Below are 19,763 nucleotides of genomic sequence, written 5' to 3' on the forward strand. Positions count from 1 at the left end.
AACATTGCGTGTGGAGCGTCCTGGATGACTGCTGTTGATTTACCTGCTGTACCCTGTGTGCTGATTGCCGAGGCAGATCCCTGGTCGCGGGATCTGCTCAAGCAGGTGCTGTTGAATGTGCGCTGTGACGCACGGCTGGACCTGTGTGCGGACGGCCAGCAAGCGGCCTTGATGCTGAGTGAAAAAACCTACGACCTGATCATTGCCGACTGGGAGCTGCCCGGTGTCGACGGCTTGAGCCTGTTGCGCAGCGTGCGCCAGCAGCGGCGGTCCCCGGCGTTGCCGTTTATCCTGATCAGTACCCGTAATGACAGCACCAGTGTGCGCGAAGCCTTGCCCCTGGCGCCGACGGCGTACCTGACCAAACCCTTGAATATGGAAGGCTTGACCCAGCGTCTGCAAGACCTGCTGCTTAACGAAGGCGAGACGGTTTACTGCGATGTCCCGGCGTTGGCACCGGGCATGACCTTGCCGGTGTTTCTTGAACGCCGCCGGGAAACGTCTGATGGGGCGCCGTTGCGAGTCGACGTAAAGGCCGCCGTGCAACACAGCCTTGAACCGCAAGGCCTGGACCTCCGGCACCTGGAAGAGCAGGTGCGTGTGGACCCGCAAATCACCGCCGTGCTGATCGCCGCCGCCAACAGTGCCGGCCATCACGGTACGCCGGTGCACACCCTGTCCATGGCATTGCACAAGCTGGCCGCCGGGCAGAGCATGAACCTGATCCTCGGCCTGGCCCTCAAGCACAACGTGATCTTGAGCGACCCTGGCCTGATGGATTACGCCGAGCGTCACTGGCAACTGTCCCAGCGCACCGCCGAGTACGCCCGCTCCCTGGCGCGCATGCTCGACCTGGATCACGAACGCTGCTACAGCGCCGGCATTCTCCATCGCTTGGGCGACCTGGCGCTGCTGCGCTGCTTGCAGGAGTGGCGCCAGGGTGGCGGGGAACTGGATGACGAACTGATTGGCGAGTCGCTCTTTACCTTTGGCGCCAGCTACGGCTCGGCTTTGCGCACCCGCTGGCGCTTGCCTCTGGAATTGCGGCAGTTGATCGCGGCGGTTTATTCACTGGAGGGCGGGGTGTATTCCCGCGAAGCGCTGGTGATGAACATGGCCGCGCAATTGGCGCGGCTGACCGAGCATGAAGGCGTCGAGGAACTGGCCAGAAGCAAGACCGCGCGGTTGCTCAAGGTCGGGTTGCCGGAGCTGACCCGGATGCGGCTTACAAGGCGCTAAAGCTCCAGCTTGTAGCCCACGCCGTAGATAGAGCGAATCGGGTCCTGCCCGGGGCAGGCATGTTCCAGTTTGCGGCGCAGGTTGCGGATGTGGCTGTCCACCGTTCGGTCGGTGACCACCCGGTGATCGAAGTACAACCTGTCCAGCAATTGATCGCGGGAAAACACCCGTCCCGGGGTGTTCGCCAGGGTCTTGAGCAGGCGCAGTTCAACCGGTGTCAGGTCCAGGGCGATACCGCCAAACTGGGCACAATAACGTTCCTCGTCGATGACCAGGCGTGGGGTGGGGAGCGCTTCCAACAGGGCTCCGCGCCGCAGGATAGCCTTGACCCGGGCCACGACCTCCCGAGGGCTGAAGGGCTTGCAGATATAGTCATCGGCGCCCAGGTCCAGCCCCAGCAGGCGGTCGATTTCTTCGACTCGGGCGGTGATCATGATCACCGGCACCGCGCTGAAGGTGCGCAGCTCACGGCAGACCTCCAGGCCATCGCGCCCCGGCAGCATCAAGTCCAGCAGGATCAGACGTGGATTGAACACCGCCACGGCGGGTACGACATCCAGGCCGTTATCCAGGCACTTCACCTCGTAGCCTTCATTGACCAGGTAGTCACGCAGCAGCGCGGCCAGTTTGGGTTCGTCTTCAACCACCAGGATCGGTGCTTCGGCAGTCATTGGTTCAATTCTCCCAAGGTAGGCGGATGCTCAGCCACAACCCACCTTCCGGCGAGTGAGCCGCATCGATCCGGCCACCATGTGCTTCGACGATGTTCCGGCAAATCGCCAGGCCCAGGCCTGCGCCACCATTGGCCCGATTGCGCGACACGTCGCCACGATAGAACCGTTCGAACAGGTGTGGCAGTTGCTCGGCGCTCACCCCGGGCGCGGAGTCGATAATATCAATGATCAACGCTTGCCCATCGGGCCTGAGGCTGAGGCGTACATGGCCGCCGGCCGCGGTGTAGCGCATCGAGTTTTCCAGCAGGTTACTGAACAGCTGCTGCATGCGGCTGGCATCCACTTCCAGAACGTATGGCCTGGCCGGCAGTTTCAGCTCCAGGTTCAGGCAGCGGGCCACGCTGCGCTCGCGAAACAACTCGACGCTCTGGCTCAGTAGTGCGCCCACGTCGGCTTTGCTTTTGCGATAGGTCAGGGCGCCGACGTCCGCCAGGGACAGTTCATACAGGTCTTCGATCAGTTTACCCAGCAGGCCCACTTCGGTTTGCAGTGACCATAGGGCATTGCGGTCCAGGGGGCGTACGCCGTCTTCAAGGGCCTCCAGTTCACCGCGCAAGATCGCCAGGGGTGTGCGCAGTTCATGGGAGACGTCGGCCATGAAGTCGCGACGCATACGTTCATTGCGCTCAAGGGTCAGGGCCAGTTGATTGAAGTCCCGGGACAGTTGCCCGACTTCATCCTGGGACGCCACCGACACTCGGCAGCTGTACTCACCGGCGGCCAGTCGGTGGGTGGCGGCTGCCACACGTTTGACTGGGCCAAGAAGCGTGCGGGAGATCCACCAGGCGATCAGTGTGGCCAGCAGCAGGGAACCAATACCGACGATCAGGCTGGTGTGGAGTTGGTAGCGTCGAAAGATTTCGCCGCCGCCTTCTGAAACGCTCTGAAAGGGCGCGAGGGCCAACCAGCCGACCGTTTTTCCATCCAGCAGGATGGGGCGCATGATCGCTCGTGCACCGGTTTTTCGGTAGCCGGCCACGCGCTGCTGCTGTGCATCCAGCAGCGCCATGCGAAACAGCGCGCCAGTGGAGTCGGGCATCATCGCTTCTTCCCGTGGGGTATCCAGCGGGAAATCCACACCCGGAATGGGCCGCATCAGTTCGAACAGTTGGCGTGGATCATCGCGAAAACGCTGCCAATTGCCCTCCCGGGCGTAGAACTCAGCCAGCCTTGGCAAGGTTTTCTCCAGGCGTGTTATCCCCTGATCGTTGAGGTAGCCGATAAAGCCGCGCTGAAAGCTCCAGCCAGTGGCGGCACTCATCACCAGGATGACCAGCAGTACGCTGGCAAAGATGGCGGCGAACAGTTTGGTGGAAATACTCAGCTTCATGGGCGGTGGGCAAGTCGCGGAATGTCCGTCCATTTAGGCCCGCTGACGTGCAGGTTTCAAGGGTGCGGGCCAATCTTCAATTTTCCTGCACATTTGCCTCTCATCCTGACGCCTCGCTCAAGCTTTTCCCTTTGTTGCTGAGGCCTCTATGTCGACAAAACTGCTCGCCAAATTCCTGGTGACATGCGCGTTCGTGATGGCGCTGCTGGTGCTTTCACTGCTGAACGGTTGCTCCTCGGATGAGCCGCCGGCAGCACCGGCGGCCCCCGAGGTCAGCGTGATTACCCTGAAACCGCAAAGCCAGGTACTGCGCACCGAGCTGACGGGCCGCACCCAGGCCCTGTTGATGGCCGAGGTGCGCCCGCAAGTGGGCGGCGTGGTGCAACGCCGCTTGTTTGTCGAAGGCAGCGAGGTCAAGGCCGGACAGGTGTTGTACGAGCTGGATGCGGCGCCGTATCGCGCTACCGTGGCGCAAGCCGAGGCGTCGCTGGCCAAGTCCCGTGCGAGCCTCAAGGCGGCGCGAGTCACGGCCAAACGTACGGCTGAACTGGCGAGCATCGAGGCGCTGAGCCGCCAGGACAACGATGACGCCCAGGCCAATGTTGAGACCGCAGCGGCGGACGCCAAACTCGCCGAGGCGGCGCTGGAAACCGCGCGGATCAACCTGACCTACACCCGTATTGTCGCGCCGATCTCCGGGCGTATTGAAACCTCCACGGTCACGCCTGGCGCCTTGGTGGTGGCCAATCAGGAGACGGTGCTGACCACCATTCAGCAGCTCGATCCGTTGTACGTCGATGTCACCCAGTCCACCACCGAGTTGCTGCGCCTGCAGCGCGAACTGGCGGCCGGCACTTTGCGCAGTGCTGCCGAGGGCGAAGCAGACATGTCCCTGCGTCTGGAAGACGGCAGCCTCTACAACCACACCGGACGCTTGAAGTTCAGCGGCGCCAGGGTGAACGAGGGCACCGGCACGGTGACCTTGCGTGCCGAAATCGCCAACCCCGATCGACAGTTGCTGCCAGGCATGTACGTACGGGGTGTGTTGGAGCAGGCGCGGGACGACCAGGCGATCCTGGTGCCGCAGCAAGCGGTGACCCGCGCTGCCAGCGGTGCTACGTCCGTTCTGTTGGTGGTGGACGGCAAGGTTGAGCAGCGGCCAATCACCGTTGACCGGGCCGTGGATAACCAGTGGTGGGTGACCTCGGGGCTGGCGGCCGGCGAGCAGGTGATCGTTGAGGGCGGGCAGAAAGTCCGGCCTGGCGCGGCGGTGTCGATCGTGGAAAACGTCTCTGTGAAGAAGGAGGGCTGAACATGGCGCGCTTCTTCATTGACCGGCCGATTTTTGCCTGGGTCATCGCCATCGTCATCATGCTTGGCGGTGCGCTGTCCATCAGCCAACTGCCGCTTGAACAGTACCCGGATATCGCACCACCCAGCGTACGGATTTCCGCTATCTACACCGGCGCTTCGGCCAAGACCGTGGAAGACTCGGTGACGCAAATCATCGAGCAGCAAATGACCGGCCTGGACAACCTGTTGTACATGTCTGCCTCCAGCAGTTCGGCAGGCACCGCGACCATCACCCTGACCTTCGCTCCCGGCACCGACCCGGATGTGGCGCAGATGCAGGTGCAGAACAAGCTCCAGCAGGCCCAGTCGCGCTTGCCGCAAACCGTACAGAGTCAAGGGGTGACGGTGACCAAGGGCAGTTCTGACTTTCTGCTGATGGTGGCGTTGAAGTCGGGGAACAGTCAGGTCACCAGCAACGAGATTGGCGACTACATCGACAGTACCTTGCTGGACCAACTGAGTCGGGTCAACGGTGTAGGCGAGGTGCAGTTGCTCGGCTCCGGCTTTGCCATGCGTATCTGGCTCGACCCGGCCAAGTTGGCCAAGTACGCGCTGATGCCTTCGGATGTCAGCACCGCGTTGCAGGCGCAAAACACCGAAGTCTCGGCCGGGCAACTGGGGGCACTGCCGGCAGTTGCGGGGCAACAATTGAACGCCACCATTACCGCGCGCAACAAGTTGCAGACCCAGGAGGAGTTTCGCAATGTGGTGGTCAAGTCAGCCAGTGACGGTGCCCTGGTGCTGCTCAGCGATGTGGCACGCATTGAGGTGGGGGCCGAGAGCTATGACGTGATCACCACCCTCAACGGCCAGCCGGCGGCGTCCATGGGCGTGACCCTGGCCACCGGCGCCAATGCCTTGTCGGTGGGCGATGCGGTGAAGGCCAAACTGGCCGAACTGGAGCCGTTTTTTCCCAGCGAGCTGCGACTGGAGGCGGTGGTGGCTTACGACACCACACCCTTTGTCAGCCTGTCGATCCAGGAAGTAGTGAAGTCTTTGGGCGAAGCCATCGTGCTGGTGGTGCTGATCATGTACCTGTTCCTGCAAAATGTACGGGCCACATTGATCCCGACCATTACCGTGCCAGTGGTATTGCTGGGGACCTTCGGGGTGCTGGCGTTGCTGGGGTATTCGATCAATACCCTGACTATGTTTGCCATGGTGTTGGCCATCGGCTTGCTGGTGGACGATGCGATTGTGGTGGTGGAGAACGTCGAGCGGGTCATGGCCGAAAAAGCCCTGTCGGCGCTGGAGGCGACTCGTGAGTCGATGGATGAGATCACCGGTGCGCTGGTGGGGATTGCCCTGGTGTTGTCGGCAGTGTTCATTCCCATGGCGTTTTTCAGCGGCTCCACAGGGATTATCTACCGACAGTTTTCGGTGACCATCGTGGTCGCCATGCTGTTGTCGGTGTTTGTCGCCATGACCCTGACCCCGGCCTTGTGCGCCACGCTGTTGCGGCCCGGCGACGTCAATCATGGGGCCCGTGGCGGCTTCTTCGGGTGGTTCAACCGCATGTTTGCGCGCAATACCGAGCGTTATCAGGCCGGCGTGGGGCAGATGCTCAAGCGCAAACGTTCGGGGCTGCTGGTGTATGGGCTGATAGCCGGTGCCATGGGCCTGGTCTATGTGCAGTTGCCCACAGGCTTTCTGCCGGATGAAGACCAGGGCACGCTGATGGCGCAGATCAAACTGCCGGAGGGCGGGACTAATACCCGCATGGATGCAGCCATGAGCCAGCTCGAGGATTACATGCTGGCGCAACCCGAGGTCGACGCGCTGATCGGCATTGCCGGCCTGGGCATCGGCGGGAATGGGCAGAGTACCGGGCGGGCGTTCATCAAGCTCAAGGATTGGAGCGAACGCACAGGCCCCGGCCAGGACTCGGCGTCGATTGCCCGGCGCGCCAGCCAGGCGCTGGCCAGCGTGCGTGATGCGAGCATTTTTGTCAGTTTGCCCCCAGCGATCCGTGGGCTGGGGCAGAGTTCGGGTTTTGATGTGCAGCTTAAGGACCTCGGTGGCCTGGGGCACGATGCACTGGTCAAGGCCCGCGACGAGTTCATTCGCCAGGCCAACCAGAATCCGCTGCTGCAACGGGTTCGCAGCAACGGGCTGAATGACACGCCCGAGCTGCGGGTTAGTATCGATGATCGCAAGGCGGGTGCGTTGAGCTTGTCCACCAGCGACATCAACAACACCTTGTCGGCGGCGCTGGGCGGCAATTACGTCAACGACTACCTCAATCAAGGCCGGGTCAAGCGGGTGTACATCCAGGGCGAGGCCGAGGCGCGCATGCAGGTCGCAGACCTGGACCGCTGGTTTGTGCGCAACAGTCTGGGGCAGATGGTGCCGTTTTCCTCTTTTGCCAGCGCCGCCTGGAATTACGGTTCGCCGCAACTGGAGCGCTATAACGGCAACGCCTCCTTGGGACTGGTGGGTGACCCGGCGCCGGGCGTCAGCTCGGGTGAGGCGATGGCGGCAGTAGAAGCAATGATCAAGCAACTGCCCGAAGGCATCGGCTACGAGTGGAGTGGGCAGTCCTACCAGGAGCGTCAGGCGGGTACTCAGGCGCCGCTGTTGTACGCGGTGTCCATCGTCTTTGTGTTCCTGTGTCTGGCGGCGTTGTATGAGAGTTGGTCGGTGCCATTCTCGGTGATGCTCGTGGTGCCATTGGGCGTGATCGGTACGGTGCTGGCGACGCGGGTAACGGGGCTGTCGAACGATGTGTATTTCCAGGTCGGCCTGCTGACCACGGTTGGGTTGGCGGCCAAGAACGCGATCCTGATTGTGGAGTTTGCCAAGCATTTGCAGGAGCAGGGCCAAGGCTTGGTGGAGGCCACGTTGACGGCGGCGCGCTTGCGTTTACGGCCGATTCTGATGACGTCACTGGCGTTCATGTTCGGTGTTCTGCCGTTGGCCTTGAGCAGTGGCGCAGGGTCAGCAGGCCGGCAGGCCATCGGCACCGGGGTGTTGGGCGGAATGTTCAGTGCGACGGTGTTGGGGATCTTTTTCGTGCCGCTGTTTTTTGTGTTGATTCGCGGGTGGTTTACGCGCAAGTCGTCCGCTGCCGTATCCACGGAGTCTGAGCAATGACCAGGCGTTGGTTTTTCATCTGGTTATTGATGGGCTGGCTGTTGGCCGGTAGTTGCAGTGAAGGTGGGGAGGATTTACCGGACAGCGAAGCGACGCCGGTGTGGTGGAAGGCAGGGCGGCAAGTTTATGCCTAAGTTGATTGAACCACCCGGTTCTTACCCTGACGCTTGGCTTCATACATCGCCGTATCGGCGCGGCCAAACAGGCTGTCCAGGTTGGCATCCTCGGCGCTGAGATTGGCCAGGCCCTGGCTGACCGTCACGCTGAAATCCTGCTCTTCATGGCTGAAACTTAACTGTTGGATTTCGTGCCTCAACCGCTCCGCCACTTGCAAGGCCATCTCGGGTGCGCAACCAGGCAGCACGGCGGCGAACTCTTCGCCGCCAATGCGCCCGAACAGATCGCCACGGCGTAAAACCCCTCGACCGCTCCCGGCGATGCGCTGCAACACCTGATCGCCCTCCAGATGGCCGTAGGTGTCGTTGATGACCTTGAAGTCATCGATGTCCAGCAACAGGAACGCCAGGGGGGTGCCCTGGGCGCAGGCGCGGTCGAATTCACGGTTGGCACATTCAAAGAAGTGCCGGCGGTTGCTACTCTGGGTCAACACATCGGTGGTGGCCAGGCGGTGCAACTCCAGCTCCAACTGCTTCTTTTCGGTGATGTCCTCGGCCATGCCCACGATGATGACCGGTTGTCCGGGCTCGGCGTGCTGGTTGATGTAGCACTTGTCGCTGATCCAGCGGATCTGCCCGTCTGCCGTGATGATGCGGTACTCGCGGTCTTCCACCACGCCTTTGTCCAGAACCTGGGCGAGGCTGTGCTCGGCATAGTCGAGGTCTTCGGGGTGGATGCTGTTGCGCCATTCCCGATAATCGGTCAGCAGCAAGCCTGCCATACGTCCGAAAACGCGCTCGTAGGCCGGGCTGACATACAGTACACGACGGGTATCCCATTCGATTGCCCAGAGCACGGCATTCACGCTGACCAGCAGCGAGCTCAGTAACTGTTCGCGCTCGCTCAAACGCTCCACTTCGCCCTGGGCATGCATCAGGGCCAGCAAGGTAGCGGCCGCAGCCGGGCGCGGTTGGTCAGCCGTGGGCGGGGAGGGTGTCAGTGTTGGGGTGGTCGTATCGTGGACCATCGGCACAAGTCTCTCTGGGCGTGCCGCAGGATCGGACAGCGGTCACAACAAGGCTCGCCAGGATGGCAAAGCGTTGCTTGAGAGGAGGGATTTGCAGCGAAGTTCCGTTATCGGGGGCGATTGAGCGGGAAAGTGGGGTGCCTGCGAAATGGCGTCAAAAACCTGTAAGGGGCGCCCCACATCCCCGTAGCAGCTGTCGAGCCCCGGCGAGGCTGCGTCGGCCGCACTGCAACCACCGAGCCGGGCGAAAACCGCGTCGTCCCTGACGCAGCCACCGCTACTACGGATGTGCCGGCTTGGCCTTTAGGCCTTGGCAGGCCGCAACGAATAGGTTTTCAACTGATGGGCGAAGTCGCGCAGGGACTGAATCCCGCTGGCCTCGGCCTCGTGGACCCATTCCTTGATCGCCGCCAGCATGTCATGCCCATTGGTGCTGGTCTTGAGCCAGATCTGTTGCAGCGCCAGGCGCTTCTCGTAGATCACTTTCAGGGCCTGGCTGTGTTCCAGCATGCTTTGGATGCGCACGTGGTGACGGTCATCCAGCAGGCTGGTTTCCCGCGATAACAGGCGCTTGGCGCGATGGAATTGGTGACGGACCGAATGATCGACCTTTTCCAGCTCCTGCTTGACCAGCGGCGCGATCACCAGCTTGCGGTACTGGGCCATGATCTGGAAACGGTTGTTGAGGATCGCCATGGCGGTGTCCATGTCCAGGTGGCCCTTGCCTTCGACCCGGTGGGCAATCGGCGCAACGCGCTGAACCTTGGCCAGGCGCAGGAAGCTGAACACCTTGATCCAGGCCCAGCCCAGGTCGAACTCCCATTTCTTCACCGACAGCTTGGCGGAGTTGGGGTAGGTGTGATGGTTGTTATGCAGCTCTTCGCCACCGACGATGATGCCCCAGGGAATCAGGTTGGTCGCCGCGTCACGGCATTCGAAGTTGCGATAGCCAACCGCATGGCCCAGGCCGTTGATCACGCCGGCGGCCCAGAACGGGATCCACATCATCTGGATCGCCCAGATGGTGATGCCGATGGTGCCGAACAGCAGCAGGTCGATGACGCCCATGATGGCGACGCCCAACAGCGGGAAACGGGTGTAGAGGTTGCGTTCGATCCAGTCTTCCGGGCAGTTCTTGCCGTAGATGCGCAGCGTCTCGGGGTTTTCCGCCTCGGCACGGTACAGTTCGGCGCCTTTGCGCAGGACGGTGGACAGGCCCTTGATCACCGGGCTATGGGGATCGTCGACGGTTTCGCATTTGGCGTGGTGTTTACGGTGGATGGCCGTCCACTCGCGAGTGTTCTGCGCCGTGGTCAGCCACAGCCAGAAGCGGAAGAAGTGTTTCAGGCCGGCATTGAGCTCCAGGGAGCGATGGGCTGAATAGCGGTGCAGATAGACCGTGACGCCCACAATGGTCACGTGGGTCATCAACAGGGTGACTGCCACCAGTTGCCAAGGCGACAAGTCAAGAAAACCGTTGTACCACATAGGCTGTATGGCCCTCAGATAAAGAAAAAACAGCTCACGCATTATCACTAAGCCCACAGATAAAACCAGTCGCCCTTTCAGATAGGAGTGACTGGATGTTTCTTATTCTATAATCCCCAACCTTTGTAGGGCGAATTTGGTTTTTTAGTAAGGATTGCTAACCATATGCTGTTTTCATACCGAGGTGCCCTGCGGGCGGGGCTGTTATACCTGCTGGTTTCTATTGTTGGGATACAACTCAGTCATTATCTATTGATCAATCTTCTCGATGAACCGCTGCGGATCATCCACTGGCAACTGATCGGTGGTTACGTGTGGGCAGGTCTCAGTGCGTTGGTCATTTTCTTTCTGTGCGCCCGTTTTGCCCGGGCGAACCTGATCCAGCAACCCTTGAAGGAAAACCGCGAACGCCTGCGCCAGGCAGCAGCGGTGTTCGATTGCACCCGCGAAGGGGTACTGGTTACCGACATCCGGGGCCTGATTGTTCACGTTAACCGTGCTTTTATCGAAATCACCGGCTACCGGCGCGAAGACGTGCTGGGCCATCGCCCCAGCCTGTTCAAGTCAGGGCGCCATTCGGTCAGTTTCTATCAGCAGATGTTCCAGACGCTGGAGCACTGCGGCGAATGGAGCGGTGAGATCTGGAACCGGCGCAAAAGCGGTGAAGTTTACCCACAGTGGCAAACGATCCGGGTGGTGCGTGATGATCAGGGTCAGGTCAGCCACTACGTTGCGGTGTTCTCCGACATCAGCGCGATCAAGCATTCCGAGCACGAACTGGCGCACCTGGCTCACCACGATCCGCTGACCGACTTGCCCAACCGCCTGTTGTTCACCGACCGCGCCGAGCAAGCGCTGGCCTCGGCCCAGGTGCACAAGCGTGGGTGTGCCTTGCTGCTGATTGACCTCGACCACTTCAAAATCATCAACGACAGCCTGGGCCACAATGTGGGTGATCAGTTGCTCAAAGTCGTAGGCGAACGCTTGCAAGGCCTGTTCGGCTCCGGCGTTACCCTGGCACGCCTGGGGGGCGATGAGTTCGCAGTGCTGGCGGAAAGTTGTCCACAGGTGGCCCAGGCCGCCGTCCTGGCGCAGCGCATCCTCGATGCGATGAAAGACCCATTCATCTTCGACGGCCACCAGCTGTTTATCAGCGCCAGCATCGGCATCAGCCTGTTTCCCAGCGATGCCTTGAGCGCCGAGCAACTGCTGCGTAACGCTGACTCCGCGCTGTTCAAGGCCAAGAGCGCCGGCCGCGAAGGCTATGCCTTGTATACCGAAGAACTCACTGCTCACGCTCAGCACCGGGTGGAAATCGCCGGCGAACTGCGCCGCGCCCTCGACCAGCAGGAGCTGCGGGTTTACTACCAGCCCGTACACGACTTGCAGAGCAGCCGCCTGATAGGGGTCGAAGCGCTGGTGCGCTGGCAGCACCCTGAACGCGGCCTGGTGTCGCCGGGAGATTTCATCCCGATTGCCGAGCGTACCGGGTTGATCGCCGAGATTGATGCCTGGGTCATGGACCAGGCCTGTCGCCAGATGTGCCTATGGCTGGCCGACGGCGTGACCTTGTCCTTCCTCGCTGTGAATGTCTCCAGCCGCCTGTTCGCTCGGCGTGAACTGTATGAGCAAGTGGCCAAGGTGCTGCATGACACCGGCCTGGATCCGGCCTTTTTGGAGCTGGAAGTCACCGAAAGCGCGGTGATGGACGACCCGGAAGCCGCCCTTGAACAACTGCACCGCCTGCGGGAACTGGGCTTGCGCCTGGCCATCGACGACTTTGGCACCGGTTATTCGTCACTGCTGCGCCTCAAGCGTTTGCCGGTGCAGAAGCTCAAGATCGACCAAGGGTTCGTGGCCGGGTTGCCGTGGGATGAAGATGACGCGGCGATTGTTCGCGTGGTCATTGCCTTGGCGCAGAGCATGGGCATGCAGGTCCACGCCGAAGGGATCGAACAGGTGGAGCAGGCGCAGTTCCTGCTGGACCACCAGTGCGATCTGGGCCAGGGCTATTGGTTTGGCCGGCCGATGCCGGCGCATGCAATTGATTGGCAAAGAGCGCCTGCAATCCTGTAGCCACTGCCGAGGCACGAGGCTGCGATGCGGTCCGCAGGGCCGCCCTCAGGGCCTGCTTCGCAGCCCATCGCAGCCTCGTACCTCGGTAGCGGCTACAGAAATGGCGCAAGTCTCTGTCTAGCCAGAAAATTCTTTCTGGTTATATAAACATTCTTAAATAGTATTTTTAAGAATATCCGCGCTTATCTACTATCGCCCTCACGCCGCAAGCAGTGCCGCCACTGCCAGGCACTTCTCATTTCAGGAGCACGACCATGAGCGCATCTCTACGTAGCGTTGACGGCCAGGACGAAGCAGCCATTTTGCGCGAGATCCAGAGCGCCCTGCGCGATCTGCGGTTTGGTGCGGTGGAAATCACTGTGCATAACGCCCAAGTGGTACAGATCGAACGCAAAGAGAAATTCCGCCTGCAGAACCCGGGTAACAAACCGAGCTAAAGCAGGATCGGCGATTCGATTGCGTGACCCGCACTTATAAGAAAAAGCCAACACAAAAGAATTTCAGGAGCTTCTCTATGTCGTCGATTCGCCGTTATGCCCTGGCAGCATTGGCCAGTGCCGTGTTTGCCGGTTCCGCAGTTGCCAAGGATTACGAGTTGCTCAACGTTTCGTACGATCCAACCCGTGAGCTGTACCAGGACTACAACGCCGAATTCACCAGTTTCTGGAAGAAAGAGCACCCGGGCGATAACGTCAAGATCCAGCAATCCCACGGTGGCTCGGGCAAGCAAGGCCGGGCGGTGATTGATGGCCTGCGTGCCGACGTAGTGACCCTGGCCCTGGCCGGCGACATCGACGAAATCGCCAAGCTGGGCAAAACCCTTCCGGAAAACTGGCAGACCCGCCTGCCGGATGCGAGCACGCCCTACACCTCGACCATCGTGTTCCTGGTGCGCAAAGGCAACCCTAAAGGCATCAAGGACTGGGGCGACCTGATCAAGAAAGACGTTTCCGTCATTACCCCGAACCCGAAAACCTCCGGCGGCGCTCGCTGGAACTTCCTCGCCGCCTGGGCTTATGGCCTGAAAGCCGGTGGCAGCGAAGCCAAGGCTCAGGAGTACGTGAAAGAGCTGTTCAAGCACGTGCCGATCCTCGACACCGGGGCTCGTGGCTCGACCATTACTTTCGTCAACAACGGTCAGGGTGACGTGTTGCTGGCCTGGGAAAACGAAGCTTTCCTGGCCTTGAAAGAAGACGGTGGCACCGACAAGTTCGACATCGTCGTGCCGTCCCTGTCGATCCTCGCCGAGCCGCCAGTGGCGGTGGTCGACAAGAACGCCGAGAAAAAGGGCAACACCGAGATCGCCACCGCGTACCTCAAGCACCTGTACAGCCCGGCTGGCCAGGAGATCGCGGCCAAGAACTTCTATCGCCCACGTGACAAGGAAGTCGCCGCCAAGTACGCCCAGCAGTTCCCGAAACTGGACCTGGTGACTATCGACAAAGACTTCGGCGGCTGGAAAACTGCCCAACCGAAATTCTTCAATGACGGTGGCGTGTTCGACCAGATCTACACTGCACAATAAGCATCACTGACCCGGATTGTGTGGGAGCTGGCTTGCCTGCGATAGCATCACCGAAGTGTGACTGACACACCGAGGTGCCTGCATCGCAGGCAAGCCAGCTCCCACATAAGCGCGTTCGCTAACCAAGGACTTTTATGTCGCGTCGTATCTCCCCCGTCATACCCGGCTTCGGGCTGACGCTGGGCTACACCTTGGTGTACCTCAGCCTGATTGTGCTTATCCCCCTGGCGGCAATGTTCGTCCATGCCGCCCAACTCACCTGGGATCAGTTCTGGGCCATTATTTCCGCACCGCGGGTGCTGGCGGCGTTGAAGCTGAGCTTCGGCACTGCGCTGTACGCCGCGATCATCAACGGCGTGATCGGCACGCTGCTGGCCTGGGTGCTGGTGCGCTACACCTTCCCGGGACGCAAGATCATCGATGCGATGATCGACCTGCCGTTTGCCTTGCCCACCGCCGTCGCCGGTATCGCGCTCACCGCGCTGTACACGCCGACAGGTCTGGTGGGGCAGTTCGCCGCCGACCTGGGCTTCAAGATCGCCTACACCCCGTTGGGCATCACCCTGGCACTGACCTTCGTCACGCTGCCGTTCGTGGTGCGTACCGTGCAGCCGGTACTGGCCGATATCCCCCGTGAAATCGAAGAAGCCGCCGCCTGCCTGGGTGCCAAACCGTTGCAGGTGTTTCGCTACATCCTGGTGCCGGCGCTGCTGCCGGCCTGGCTGACCGGTTTTGCCCTGGCGTTTGCCCGTGGCGTGGGTGAGTACGGTTCGGTGATTTTCATCGCTGGCAACATGCCGATGAAAACCGAGATCCTGCCGCTGCTGATCATGGTCAAGCTCGACCAATACGACTACACCGGCGCGACTTCCATCGGCGTGCTGATGCTGGTGGTTTCCTTTGTCCTGTTGCTGCTGATCAACTTGTTGCAGCGGCGCATCGAAACCCCATAAGGAGGCGCGGAACATGTCCCAATCGTCTATTACCGCCGCGTCTTCGGCCAACGCTGCCCGCCGTGGCAGTGCCGTGTCCCGGCGCATCCTGATCAGCCTTGGCTGGCTGATCTTTGCGCTGTTTCTGCTGCTGCCGCTGTTTATCGTGGTGTCCCAGGGCCTCAAGCTCGGCCTGGGGGCATTCTTCGCTGCGATCTTCGAGCCCGACGCGCTGTCGGCGCTGAAGCTCACGGTGATCGCCGTGCTGATTTCGGTGCCGCTCAACGTGGTCTTCGGTGTCAGCGCCGCCTGGTGCGTAAGCAAGTACTCGTTCCGTGGCAAGAGCATGCTGGTGACGCTGATCGACCTGCCGTTCTCGGTCTCGCCGGTGATCGCCGGCCTGGTCTACGTGTTGATGTTCGGTGCCCAGGGCTTCTTCGGCCCATGGTTGCAGGACCATGACATCCAGATCGTGTTCGCCTTGCCGGGCATTGTGCTGGCGACGATCTTCGTCACCGTGCCGTTCGTGGCCCGGGAGCTGATCCCGCTGATGCAGGAGCAGGGCACCCAGGAAGAAGAGGCCGCGCGCCTGCTGGGCGCCAATGGCTGGCAGATGTTCTGGCACGTCACCGTCCCGAATATCAAATGGGGCCTGATCTACGGCGTGGTGCTGTGTACTGCACGGGCCATGGGTGAGTTTGGCGCGGTGTCGGTGGTGTCCGGGCACATTCGTGGGGTCACCAACACCCTGCCGCTGCACGTCGAAATTCTCTACAACGAATACAACCACGTCGCCGCGTTTGCGGTGGCGAGCCTGTTGCTGATCCTGGCGCTCTTCATCCTGCTGCTCAAGCAGTGGAGCGAGAACCGTATCAACCGCCTGCGCGCCAGTGCAGCTGAGGAATAACGCATGTCCATCGAAGTCCGTAATGTCAGCAAGAACTTCAACGCCTTCAAGGCCCTGGACAGCATCAGCCTGGATATCCAGAGCGGTGAGCTGGTGGCGTTGCTCGGCCCGTCCGGCTGCGGCAAGACCACTTTGCTGCGCATCATTGCCGGCCTGGAAACCCCGGACACCGGCAACATTGTGTTCCACGGCGAAGACGTCTCCGGCCACGACGTGCGTGATCGCAATGTCGGTTTTGTGTTCCAGCACTACGCGCTGTTCCGCCACATGACGGTGTTCGACAACGTCGCGTTCGGCCTGCGCATGAAACCGAAAAACCAGCGCCCCAGCGAAAGCCAGATTGCGACCAAGGTTCACGAACTGCTGAACATGGTGCAACTGGATTGGTTGGCCGACCGTTATCCGGAACAACTCTCCGGTGGCCAACGCCAGCGTATCGCCCTGGCCCGCGCCTTGGCGGTGGAACCCAAAGTACTGTTGCTCGACGAGCCGTTCGGTGCCCTGGATGCCAAGGTCCGTAAAGAACTGCGCCGCTGGCTGGCGCGCCTGCACGAGGACATCAACCTGACCTCGGTATTCGTGACCCATGATCAGGAAGAAGCCATGGAAGTGGCTGACCGCATCGTGGTGATGAACAAGGGCGTGATCGAGCAGATCGGCTCACCGGGCGACGTCTACGAAAACCCGGCCAGCGATTTTGTTTACCACTTCCTCGGTGATTCCAACCGCCTGCACCTGGGCGAGGACAAACACGTGTTGTTCCGCCCGCATGAGGTGTCGCTGTCACGCCATGAGCTGGAAGATCACCATGCGGCTGAGGTGCGGGATATTCGGCCGCTGGGTGCGACGACTCGGGTGACGTTGAAAGTCGAAGGCCAGAGCGAACTGATTGAGGCTGAAGTGGTGAAAGACCACGACAGCCTGACCGGTTTGGCGCGGGGCGAGACGTTGTTCTTCAAGCCGAAGGTCTGGCAAAAGGCCTGAGTCTGGGGCCACCACAAACCTAATGTGGGAGCGGGCTTGCCCGCGATAGCAGTCTGTCAGTTGATGAGTGTATTGGCTGATCCACCGTAATCGCGGGCAAGCCCGCTCCCACATTTTTACATTGTGGCGTGCTTGCCCCTGACTGTCACCGGCCCCGAACGCGCTTCAATCTGTTGCTTGAGGTCGTGCCGCAACCCCAACAAAAACGCCAGCTCCGCCACCACAAACAACGGCCCGACAATCAGCCCCGACACGTCATCGACAAACGCAGGTTTTCTGCCCTCGTAGTAATGGCCGACAAACTGGATCACCCAGCCCACTACAAACATCCCGATGCCGCTGCCGAGCCACACCGGCGTGCTTTGTGCCGCCAACACATGCCCTGCCCATACCGACAAGCCCATCAATACCGTCATCAGCACGCCAAGCGCCAGTTCCAGGCGCAGGTAGAACCAGGCCGAGAACAATGCCAGCAACACCGCTGGCGACAGCCACAGCCCGGCCACCGACCATTCGGGGCGCGAGAGCAGGACCGCCACGGCCACCACGATCAGCGGAATGCCGATGAAGTGACTGGCAATATTGCGCGGGTCGCGGTGGTAGGCGGCGTATTGACTGAGGTGGTCGACGAGGCTTTTCATTGTTATTCCTCCTGTAGGATGTTTGATCATGCCCTGTAAGCCTGTGGCGAACTGTCAACTGGGCGACAATCTTCGGAGTTCTCATGGACGCAGCGAAATGGCATGCGCGGCTGCTGACTGGCCACTGGTATAGCCACTTGCCCGCTACCTTGCAGGATAGCTTGCTGGCCAACGCCCGCCTGCGGCATCTGACGGCGGGGCAGTACCTGTTCAAGCGCGGCGACCCGCCGTGCGGGCTGTACGCGGTGCTGGAAGGCACGGTGCGCATCAGCGCGGTGAGCGAACAGGGCAAGGAGGCGGTGTTGAGCCTGGTGGAGCTGCCCCACTGGTTTGGCGAGATTTCCGTGTTCGACGGTTTGCCCCGCACCCATGACGCTTGCGCCGTCGGGCCCTGCACCCTGCTGCAGGTGCCGCAGCCGGCGATGTTGCAGATCCTCGAAGAGCACCCGCGTTACTGGCGTGACATGGCCCTGCTGATGAGCCAGAAGCTGCGCCTGACCTTTATCAATATCGAACAACTGAGCCTGATGCCGGCGTCGGTGCGTGTGGCCCACCGCCTGCTGATGATCGCCGAAGGCTACGGCGAGATCGAACAGGCGCGGCGAATGCTGCAACTGCCCCAGGAAGACCTGGCGGCGATGTTAAGCCTGTCACGCCAGACCACCAACGCCTTGCTCAAGGACCTGCAAAGCCAAGGCATCGTGCGCCTGGGCTATGGCGAGATCGAAATCCTCGACGTTCAGCGGTTGCGCGAGGCGGCGCACGCCTGAGGGTGTTAGCCTGCGGTCACGATTATTCGAGGTGTGTTATGCGTGTGCTGTTAGTGGAACACGAGCCGGAGACGGCCGAGTGGATGGGCAAGAGCCTGGAGGAGGCCAGTTACACGGTGGAGGTGGCGGCCAACGGCATGGCGGCCCTGCGCTTTGTCGAAAGCACCGAGTACGATCTGGTGATCCTCGATGTGATGCTGCCTGGGCTGAATGCCTGGAAGCTGCAGCAGGCGATTCGGCTGAAGGGTGAGACGCCGGTGTTGTTCCTGACCACGCCCGATGGCATTGAAGACCGTTTGCGTGGGTTGGAACTGCATGAGGATGATTATTTACTCAAGCCGTTTGATGCCAAAGGGTTGGTGGCGCGGGTGAGGACGCTGTTGCGGCGTGATCGGGGGCGCTGAGAAACCCTGTAGCCGCAGCCTCGTGCCTCGGCAGCGGCTACAGATATTTACCGCAACCCATCCCGAAACTGCCCCGGCGTCATCCCCGTCCAGCGCTTGAACGCCCGATTGAAGCTGCTGGTATCAGCAAATCCCAGTAAATGACTGACCTCCGCCAGCGAGCACTGCGGATCGCGCAGGTGCAACAGCGCCAGGTTCTCGCGGCACTCATTGAGCAACGCATCAAACCGACACCCCTCATCCGCCAAGTGTCGCTGCAAGCTGCGCAAGCTCAAATGCAACGTCTGGGCAATGCGTTCGGCACTTGGCTCACCCTCCGGTAACTGCGCTTCGATGGCCGCGCGTACCTTGCGTTCCCAGGTCAGCGGTTGCAGTTGGGCGAGGGTGCGCTTGAGCACGGTTTCATTGTGTGCGGCCAGTTCCGGGTTGGCGTCGTCCAGGTGGCTGTCGAAGTCATGGGCGGCGAACTCCAGGCGATCCTCCTCGGCGCCGAAAAATACCGGGGAACGAAACACCGTGTGCCAGGGCTTGGGGTCCGCCGGCTCCGGCCGTCTCAGGTACACCGCCAGCGGCGCATAGTCGCGGCCCAGGCGGTTGCGGCAGGTGCGCACGTAAATCGCCGCGAAGGCATCGATGGCTTCAAGCGCCGGCGTCGGGCTGGTGTTGGGCTGCTGCAAGCGCAGGCAATAACGTTCGCCGATTCGACTAAGCTCCAGCGTCAGCGCGTCGCTGACCACCGGGTGGTAGCGCACGATTCGTTCAAATACTTCCCGCAGGCTGCCGCTGGCCACCAACGCATAGCCCAGGGCATGGAAGGTGGTGGGGCTGACGAAACGTGACACCCGCAAGCCAATGGCGGGATCGCCACTGGCCTGCACCGCCAGCTCCCATAGGCGCGTGGTGGCCGACAGGGGGTAGCGGGCGTTGGGATCGTCCATCTGCTGCGGGTCGAGCCCGGCTTGCACGCACAGCGCGGCGCTGTCGAGGCCCAGGGCATCGAGTTGCTTGCGCAAGGCGCGGGTCCAGCTGGCAAGGGAAGTGGGTTCAGTCATGTTGATTGGCGCTTGCGGTCAACAGGTTGGCGTCCGGAGCTAGCGTCCTGCCAGATCGCATAGGGCAGGATGTACGCATCAATAAGTCAGA

Annotated in this window: 18 protein-coding genes; 12 read left to right on the forward strand and 6 right to left on the reverse strand. The window is 61.1% G+C overall.

Annotated elements, in window-relative coordinates; all coding sequences use genetic code 11:
- Nucleotides 1-24 precede the first annotated feature (24 nt).
- The gene (locus GNF76_RS23265; protein ID WP_155585425.1) at nucleotides 25-1,239 is read left to right on the forward strand and encodes an HDOD domain-containing protein; all 1,215 of its coding nucleotides are present in this window, start codon (nucleotides 25-27) and stop codon (nucleotides 1,237-1,239) included.
- Here the strand turns inward: GNF76_RS23265 and GNF76_RS23270 are convergent.
- Together GNF76_RS23270 and GNF76_RS23275 are read right to left on the reverse strand one after the other, a co-directional pair.
- Entirely contained in the window at nucleotides 1,236-1,910 is a 675-nt protein-coding gene (locus tag GNF76_RS23270) for a response regulator (protein ID WP_155585426.1), read from the reverse strand. The two genes, GNF76_RS23265 and GNF76_RS23270, sit on opposite strands and share 4 nt — an antisense overlap.
- Nucleotides 1,911-1,914: 4 nt before the next feature.
- Nucleotides 1,915-3,336: an ATP-binding protein gene (locus tag GNF76_RS23275; RefSeq protein WP_379652618.1), complete on the reverse strand. Its 1,422-nt coding sequence runs from the start codon at nucleotides 3,334-3,336 to the stop codon at nucleotides 1,915-1,917.
- Between the two features lie 115 nt (nucleotides 3,337-3,451).
- Between GNF76_RS23275 and GNF76_RS23280 the strand changes: the two genes are divergently transcribed.
- Genes GNF76_RS23280 through GNF76_RS23290 form a run of 3 tightly spaced genes read left to right on the forward strand, consistent with a single transcriptional unit; the run spans nucleotide 3,452 to nucleotide 7,883 of the window.
- The gene (locus GNF76_RS23280) at nucleotides 3,452-4,615 is read left to right on the forward strand and encodes an efflux RND transporter periplasmic adaptor subunit (protein ID WP_155585428.1); all 1,164 of its coding nucleotides are present in this window, start codon (nucleotides 3,452-3,454) and stop codon (nucleotides 4,613-4,615) included.
- A 2-nt stretch (nucleotides 4,616-4,617) separates the two neighbouring features.
- Nucleotides 4,618-7,749, forward strand: coding sequence for an efflux RND transporter permease subunit (locus GNF76_RS23285; RefSeq protein WP_155585429.1), 3,132 nt, complete (start codon nucleotides 4,618-4,620; stop codon nucleotides 7,747-7,749).
- A complete protein-coding gene (locus GNF76_RS23290) occupies nucleotides 7,746-7,883 on the forward strand; it encodes a hypothetical protein (protein WP_155585430.1) in 138 nt (45 codons plus the stop codon). The genes GNF76_RS23285 and GNF76_RS23290 overlap by 4 nt, the downstream gene beginning before the upstream one ends.
- Here the strand turns inward: GNF76_RS23290 and GNF76_RS23295 are convergent.
- Together GNF76_RS23295 and desA are read right to left on the reverse strand one after the other, a co-directional pair.
- Nucleotides 7,880-8,893: a GGDEF domain-containing protein gene (locus tag GNF76_RS23295; protein WP_155585431.1), complete on the reverse strand. Its 1,014-nt coding sequence runs from the start codon at nucleotides 8,891-8,893 to the stop codon at nucleotides 7,880-7,882. The two genes, GNF76_RS23290 and GNF76_RS23295, sit on opposite strands and share 4 nt — an antisense overlap.
- Nucleotides 8,894-9,196: 303 nt before the next feature.
- Nucleotides 9,197-10,381, reverse strand: a complete 1,185-nt coding sequence (gene desA / locus GNF76_RS23300; protein ID WP_155585432.1) for a delta-9 fatty acid desaturase DesA — start codon at nucleotides 10,379-10,381, stop codon at nucleotides 9,197-9,199.
- A 165-nt stretch (nucleotides 10,382-10,546) separates the two neighbouring features.
- On the opposite strand from desA, the gene dibA reads away from it, so the two are divergent.
- The 6 genes from dibA (at nucleotide 10,547) to GNF76_RS23330 (ending at nucleotide 16,805) form a co-directional block, all read left to right on the forward strand.
- The gene (gene dibA, locus GNF76_RS23305; protein ID WP_155585433.1) at nucleotides 10,547-12,457 is read left to right on the forward strand and encodes a phosphodiesterase DibA; all 1,911 of its coding nucleotides are present in this window, start codon (nucleotides 10,547-10,549) and stop codon (nucleotides 12,455-12,457) included.
- A gap of 254 nt (nucleotides 12,458-12,711) precedes the next feature.
- A complete protein-coding gene (gene oscA / locus GNF76_RS23310) occupies nucleotides 12,712-12,894 on the forward strand; it encodes a sulfur starvation response protein OscA (protein ID WP_003170956.1) in 183 nt (60 codons plus the stop codon).
- A gap of 77 nt (nucleotides 12,895-12,971) precedes the next feature.
- Complete coding sequence (locus tag GNF76_RS23315; protein ID WP_155585434.1) at nucleotides 12,972-13,982, forward strand: sulfate ABC transporter substrate-binding protein; 1,011 nt, start codon at nucleotides 12,972-12,974, stop codon at nucleotides 13,980-13,982.
- A 134-nt stretch (nucleotides 13,983-14,116) separates the two neighbouring features.
- Nucleotides 14,117-14,935 carry a sulfate ABC transporter permease subunit CysT gene (gene cysT / locus GNF76_RS23320; RefSeq protein ID WP_155585435.1) on the forward strand — a complete coding sequence of 273 codons (819 nt, stop codon included), beginning with the start codon at nucleotides 14,117-14,119 and terminating at the stop codon, nucleotides 14,933-14,935.
- 13 nt (nucleotides 14,936-14,948) lie between these two features.
- Nucleotides 14,949-15,821 carry a sulfate ABC transporter permease subunit CysW gene (gene cysW, locus GNF76_RS23325; RefSeq protein ID WP_155585436.1) on the forward strand — a complete coding sequence of 291 codons (873 nt, stop codon included), beginning with the start codon at nucleotides 14,949-14,951 and terminating at the stop codon, nucleotides 15,819-15,821.
- A gap of 3 nt (nucleotides 15,822-15,824) precedes the next feature.
- Entirely contained in the window at nucleotides 15,825-16,805 is a 981-nt protein-coding gene (locus GNF76_RS23330; RefSeq protein ID WP_155585437.1) for a sulfate/molybdate ABC transporter ATP-binding protein, read from the forward strand.
- Between the two features lie 116 nt (nucleotides 16,806-16,921).
- Here GNF76_RS23330 and GNF76_RS23335 read toward each other — a convergent pair whose 3' ends face one another.
- Nucleotides 16,922-17,446 carry an Mpo1 family 2-hydroxy fatty acid dioxygenase gene (locus tag GNF76_RS23335; protein ID WP_155585438.1) on the reverse strand — a complete coding sequence of 175 codons (525 nt, stop codon included), beginning with the start codon at nucleotides 17,444-17,446 and terminating at the stop codon, nucleotides 16,922-16,924.
- An 83-nt stretch (nucleotides 17,447-17,529) separates the two neighbouring features.
- On the opposite strand from GNF76_RS23335, the gene GNF76_RS23340 reads away from it, so the two are divergent.
- Both GNF76_RS23340 and GNF76_RS23345 read left to right on the forward strand, forming a co-directional pair.
- Complete coding sequence (locus GNF76_RS23340; protein ID WP_155585439.1) at nucleotides 17,530-18,216, forward strand: Crp/Fnr family transcriptional regulator; 687 nt, start codon at nucleotides 17,530-17,532, stop codon at nucleotides 18,214-18,216.
- Between the two features lie 38 nt (nucleotides 18,217-18,254).
- Nucleotides 18,255-18,620: a response regulator gene (locus tag GNF76_RS23345; protein WP_155585440.1), complete on the forward strand. Its 366-nt coding sequence runs from the start codon at nucleotides 18,255-18,257 to the stop codon at nucleotides 18,618-18,620.
- Between the two features lie 47 nt (nucleotides 18,621-18,667).
- Here GNF76_RS23345 and GNF76_RS23350 read toward each other — a convergent pair whose 3' ends face one another.
- Nucleotides 18,668-19,672, reverse strand: a complete 1,005-nt coding sequence (locus GNF76_RS23350) for an AraC family transcriptional regulator (RefSeq protein ID WP_155585441.1) — start codon at nucleotides 19,670-19,672, stop codon at nucleotides 18,668-18,670.
- Nucleotides 19,673-19,763: the final 91 nt, after the last annotated feature.

This window comes from Pseudomonas spelaei (assembly GCF_009724245.1).
In the GTDB taxonomy this organism is placed as follows: domain Bacteria; phylum Pseudomonadota; class Gammaproteobacteria; order Pseudomonadales; family Pseudomonadaceae; genus Aquipseudomonas; species Aquipseudomonas spelaei.

Bases quoted from the DNA above. Each gene is read 5' to 3' on its own strand.
- GNF76_RS23265 (WP_155585425.1), top strand. From the start codon at position 25: ATGACTGCTGTTGATTTACCTGCTGTACCCTGTGTGCTGATTGCCGAG.
- GNF76_RS23270 (WP_155585426.1), bottom strand. From the start codon at position 1,910: ATGACTGCCGAAGCACCGATCCTGGTGGTTGAAGACGAACCCAAACTG.
- GNF76_RS23275 (WP_379652618.1), bottom strand. From the start codon at position 3,336: ATGGACGGACATTCCGCGACTTGCCCACCGCCCATGAAGCTGAGTATT.
- GNF76_RS23280 (WP_155585428.1), top strand. From the start codon at position 3,452: ATGTCGACAAAACTGCTCGCCAAATTCCTGGTGACATGCGCGTTCGTG.
- GNF76_RS23285 (WP_155585429.1), top strand. From the start codon at position 4,618: ATGGCGCGCTTCTTCATTGACCGGCCGATTTTTGCCTGGGTCATCGCC.
- GNF76_RS23290 (WP_155585430.1), top strand. From the start codon at position 7,746: ATGACCAGGCGTTGGTTTTTCATCTGGTTATTGATGGGCTGGCTGTTG.
- GNF76_RS23295 (WP_155585431.1), bottom strand. From the start codon at position 8,893: ATGGTCCACGATACGACCACCCCAACACTGACACCCTCCCCGCCCACG.
- desA (WP_155585432.1), bottom strand. From the start codon at position 10,381: ATGTGGTACAACGGTTTTCTTGACTTGTCGCCTTGGCAACTGGTGGCA.
- dibA (WP_155585433.1), top strand. From the start codon at position 10,547: ATGCTGTTTTCATACCGAGGTGCCCTGCGGGCGGGGCTGTTATACCTG.
- oscA (WP_003170956.1), top strand. From the start codon at position 12,712: ATGAGCGCATCTCTACGTAGCGTTGACGGCCAGGACGAAGCAGCCATT.
- GNF76_RS23315 (WP_155585434.1), top strand. From the start codon at position 12,972: ATGTCGTCGATTCGCCGTTATGCCCTGGCAGCATTGGCCAGTGCCGTG.
- cysT (WP_155585435.1), top strand. From the start codon at position 14,117: ATGTCGCGTCGTATCTCCCCCGTCATACCCGGCTTCGGGCTGACGCTG.
- cysW (WP_155585436.1), top strand. From the start codon at position 14,949: ATGTCCCAATCGTCTATTACCGCCGCGTCTTCGGCCAACGCTGCCCGC.
- GNF76_RS23330 (WP_155585437.1), top strand. From the start codon at position 15,825: ATGTCCATCGAAGTCCGTAATGTCAGCAAGAACTTCAACGCCTTCAAG.
- GNF76_RS23335 (WP_155585438.1), bottom strand. From the start codon at position 17,446: ATGAAAAGCCTCGTCGACCACCTCAGTCAATACGCCGCCTACCACCGC.
- GNF76_RS23340 (WP_155585439.1), top strand. From the start codon at position 17,530: ATGGACGCAGCGAAATGGCATGCGCGGCTGCTGACTGGCCACTGGTAT.
- GNF76_RS23345 (WP_155585440.1), top strand. From the start codon at position 18,255: ATGCGTGTGCTGTTAGTGGAACACGAGCCGGAGACGGCCGAGTGGATG.
- GNF76_RS23350 (WP_155585441.1), bottom strand. From the start codon at position 19,672: ATGACTGAACCCACTTCCCTTGCCAGCTGGACCCGCGCCTTGCGCAAG.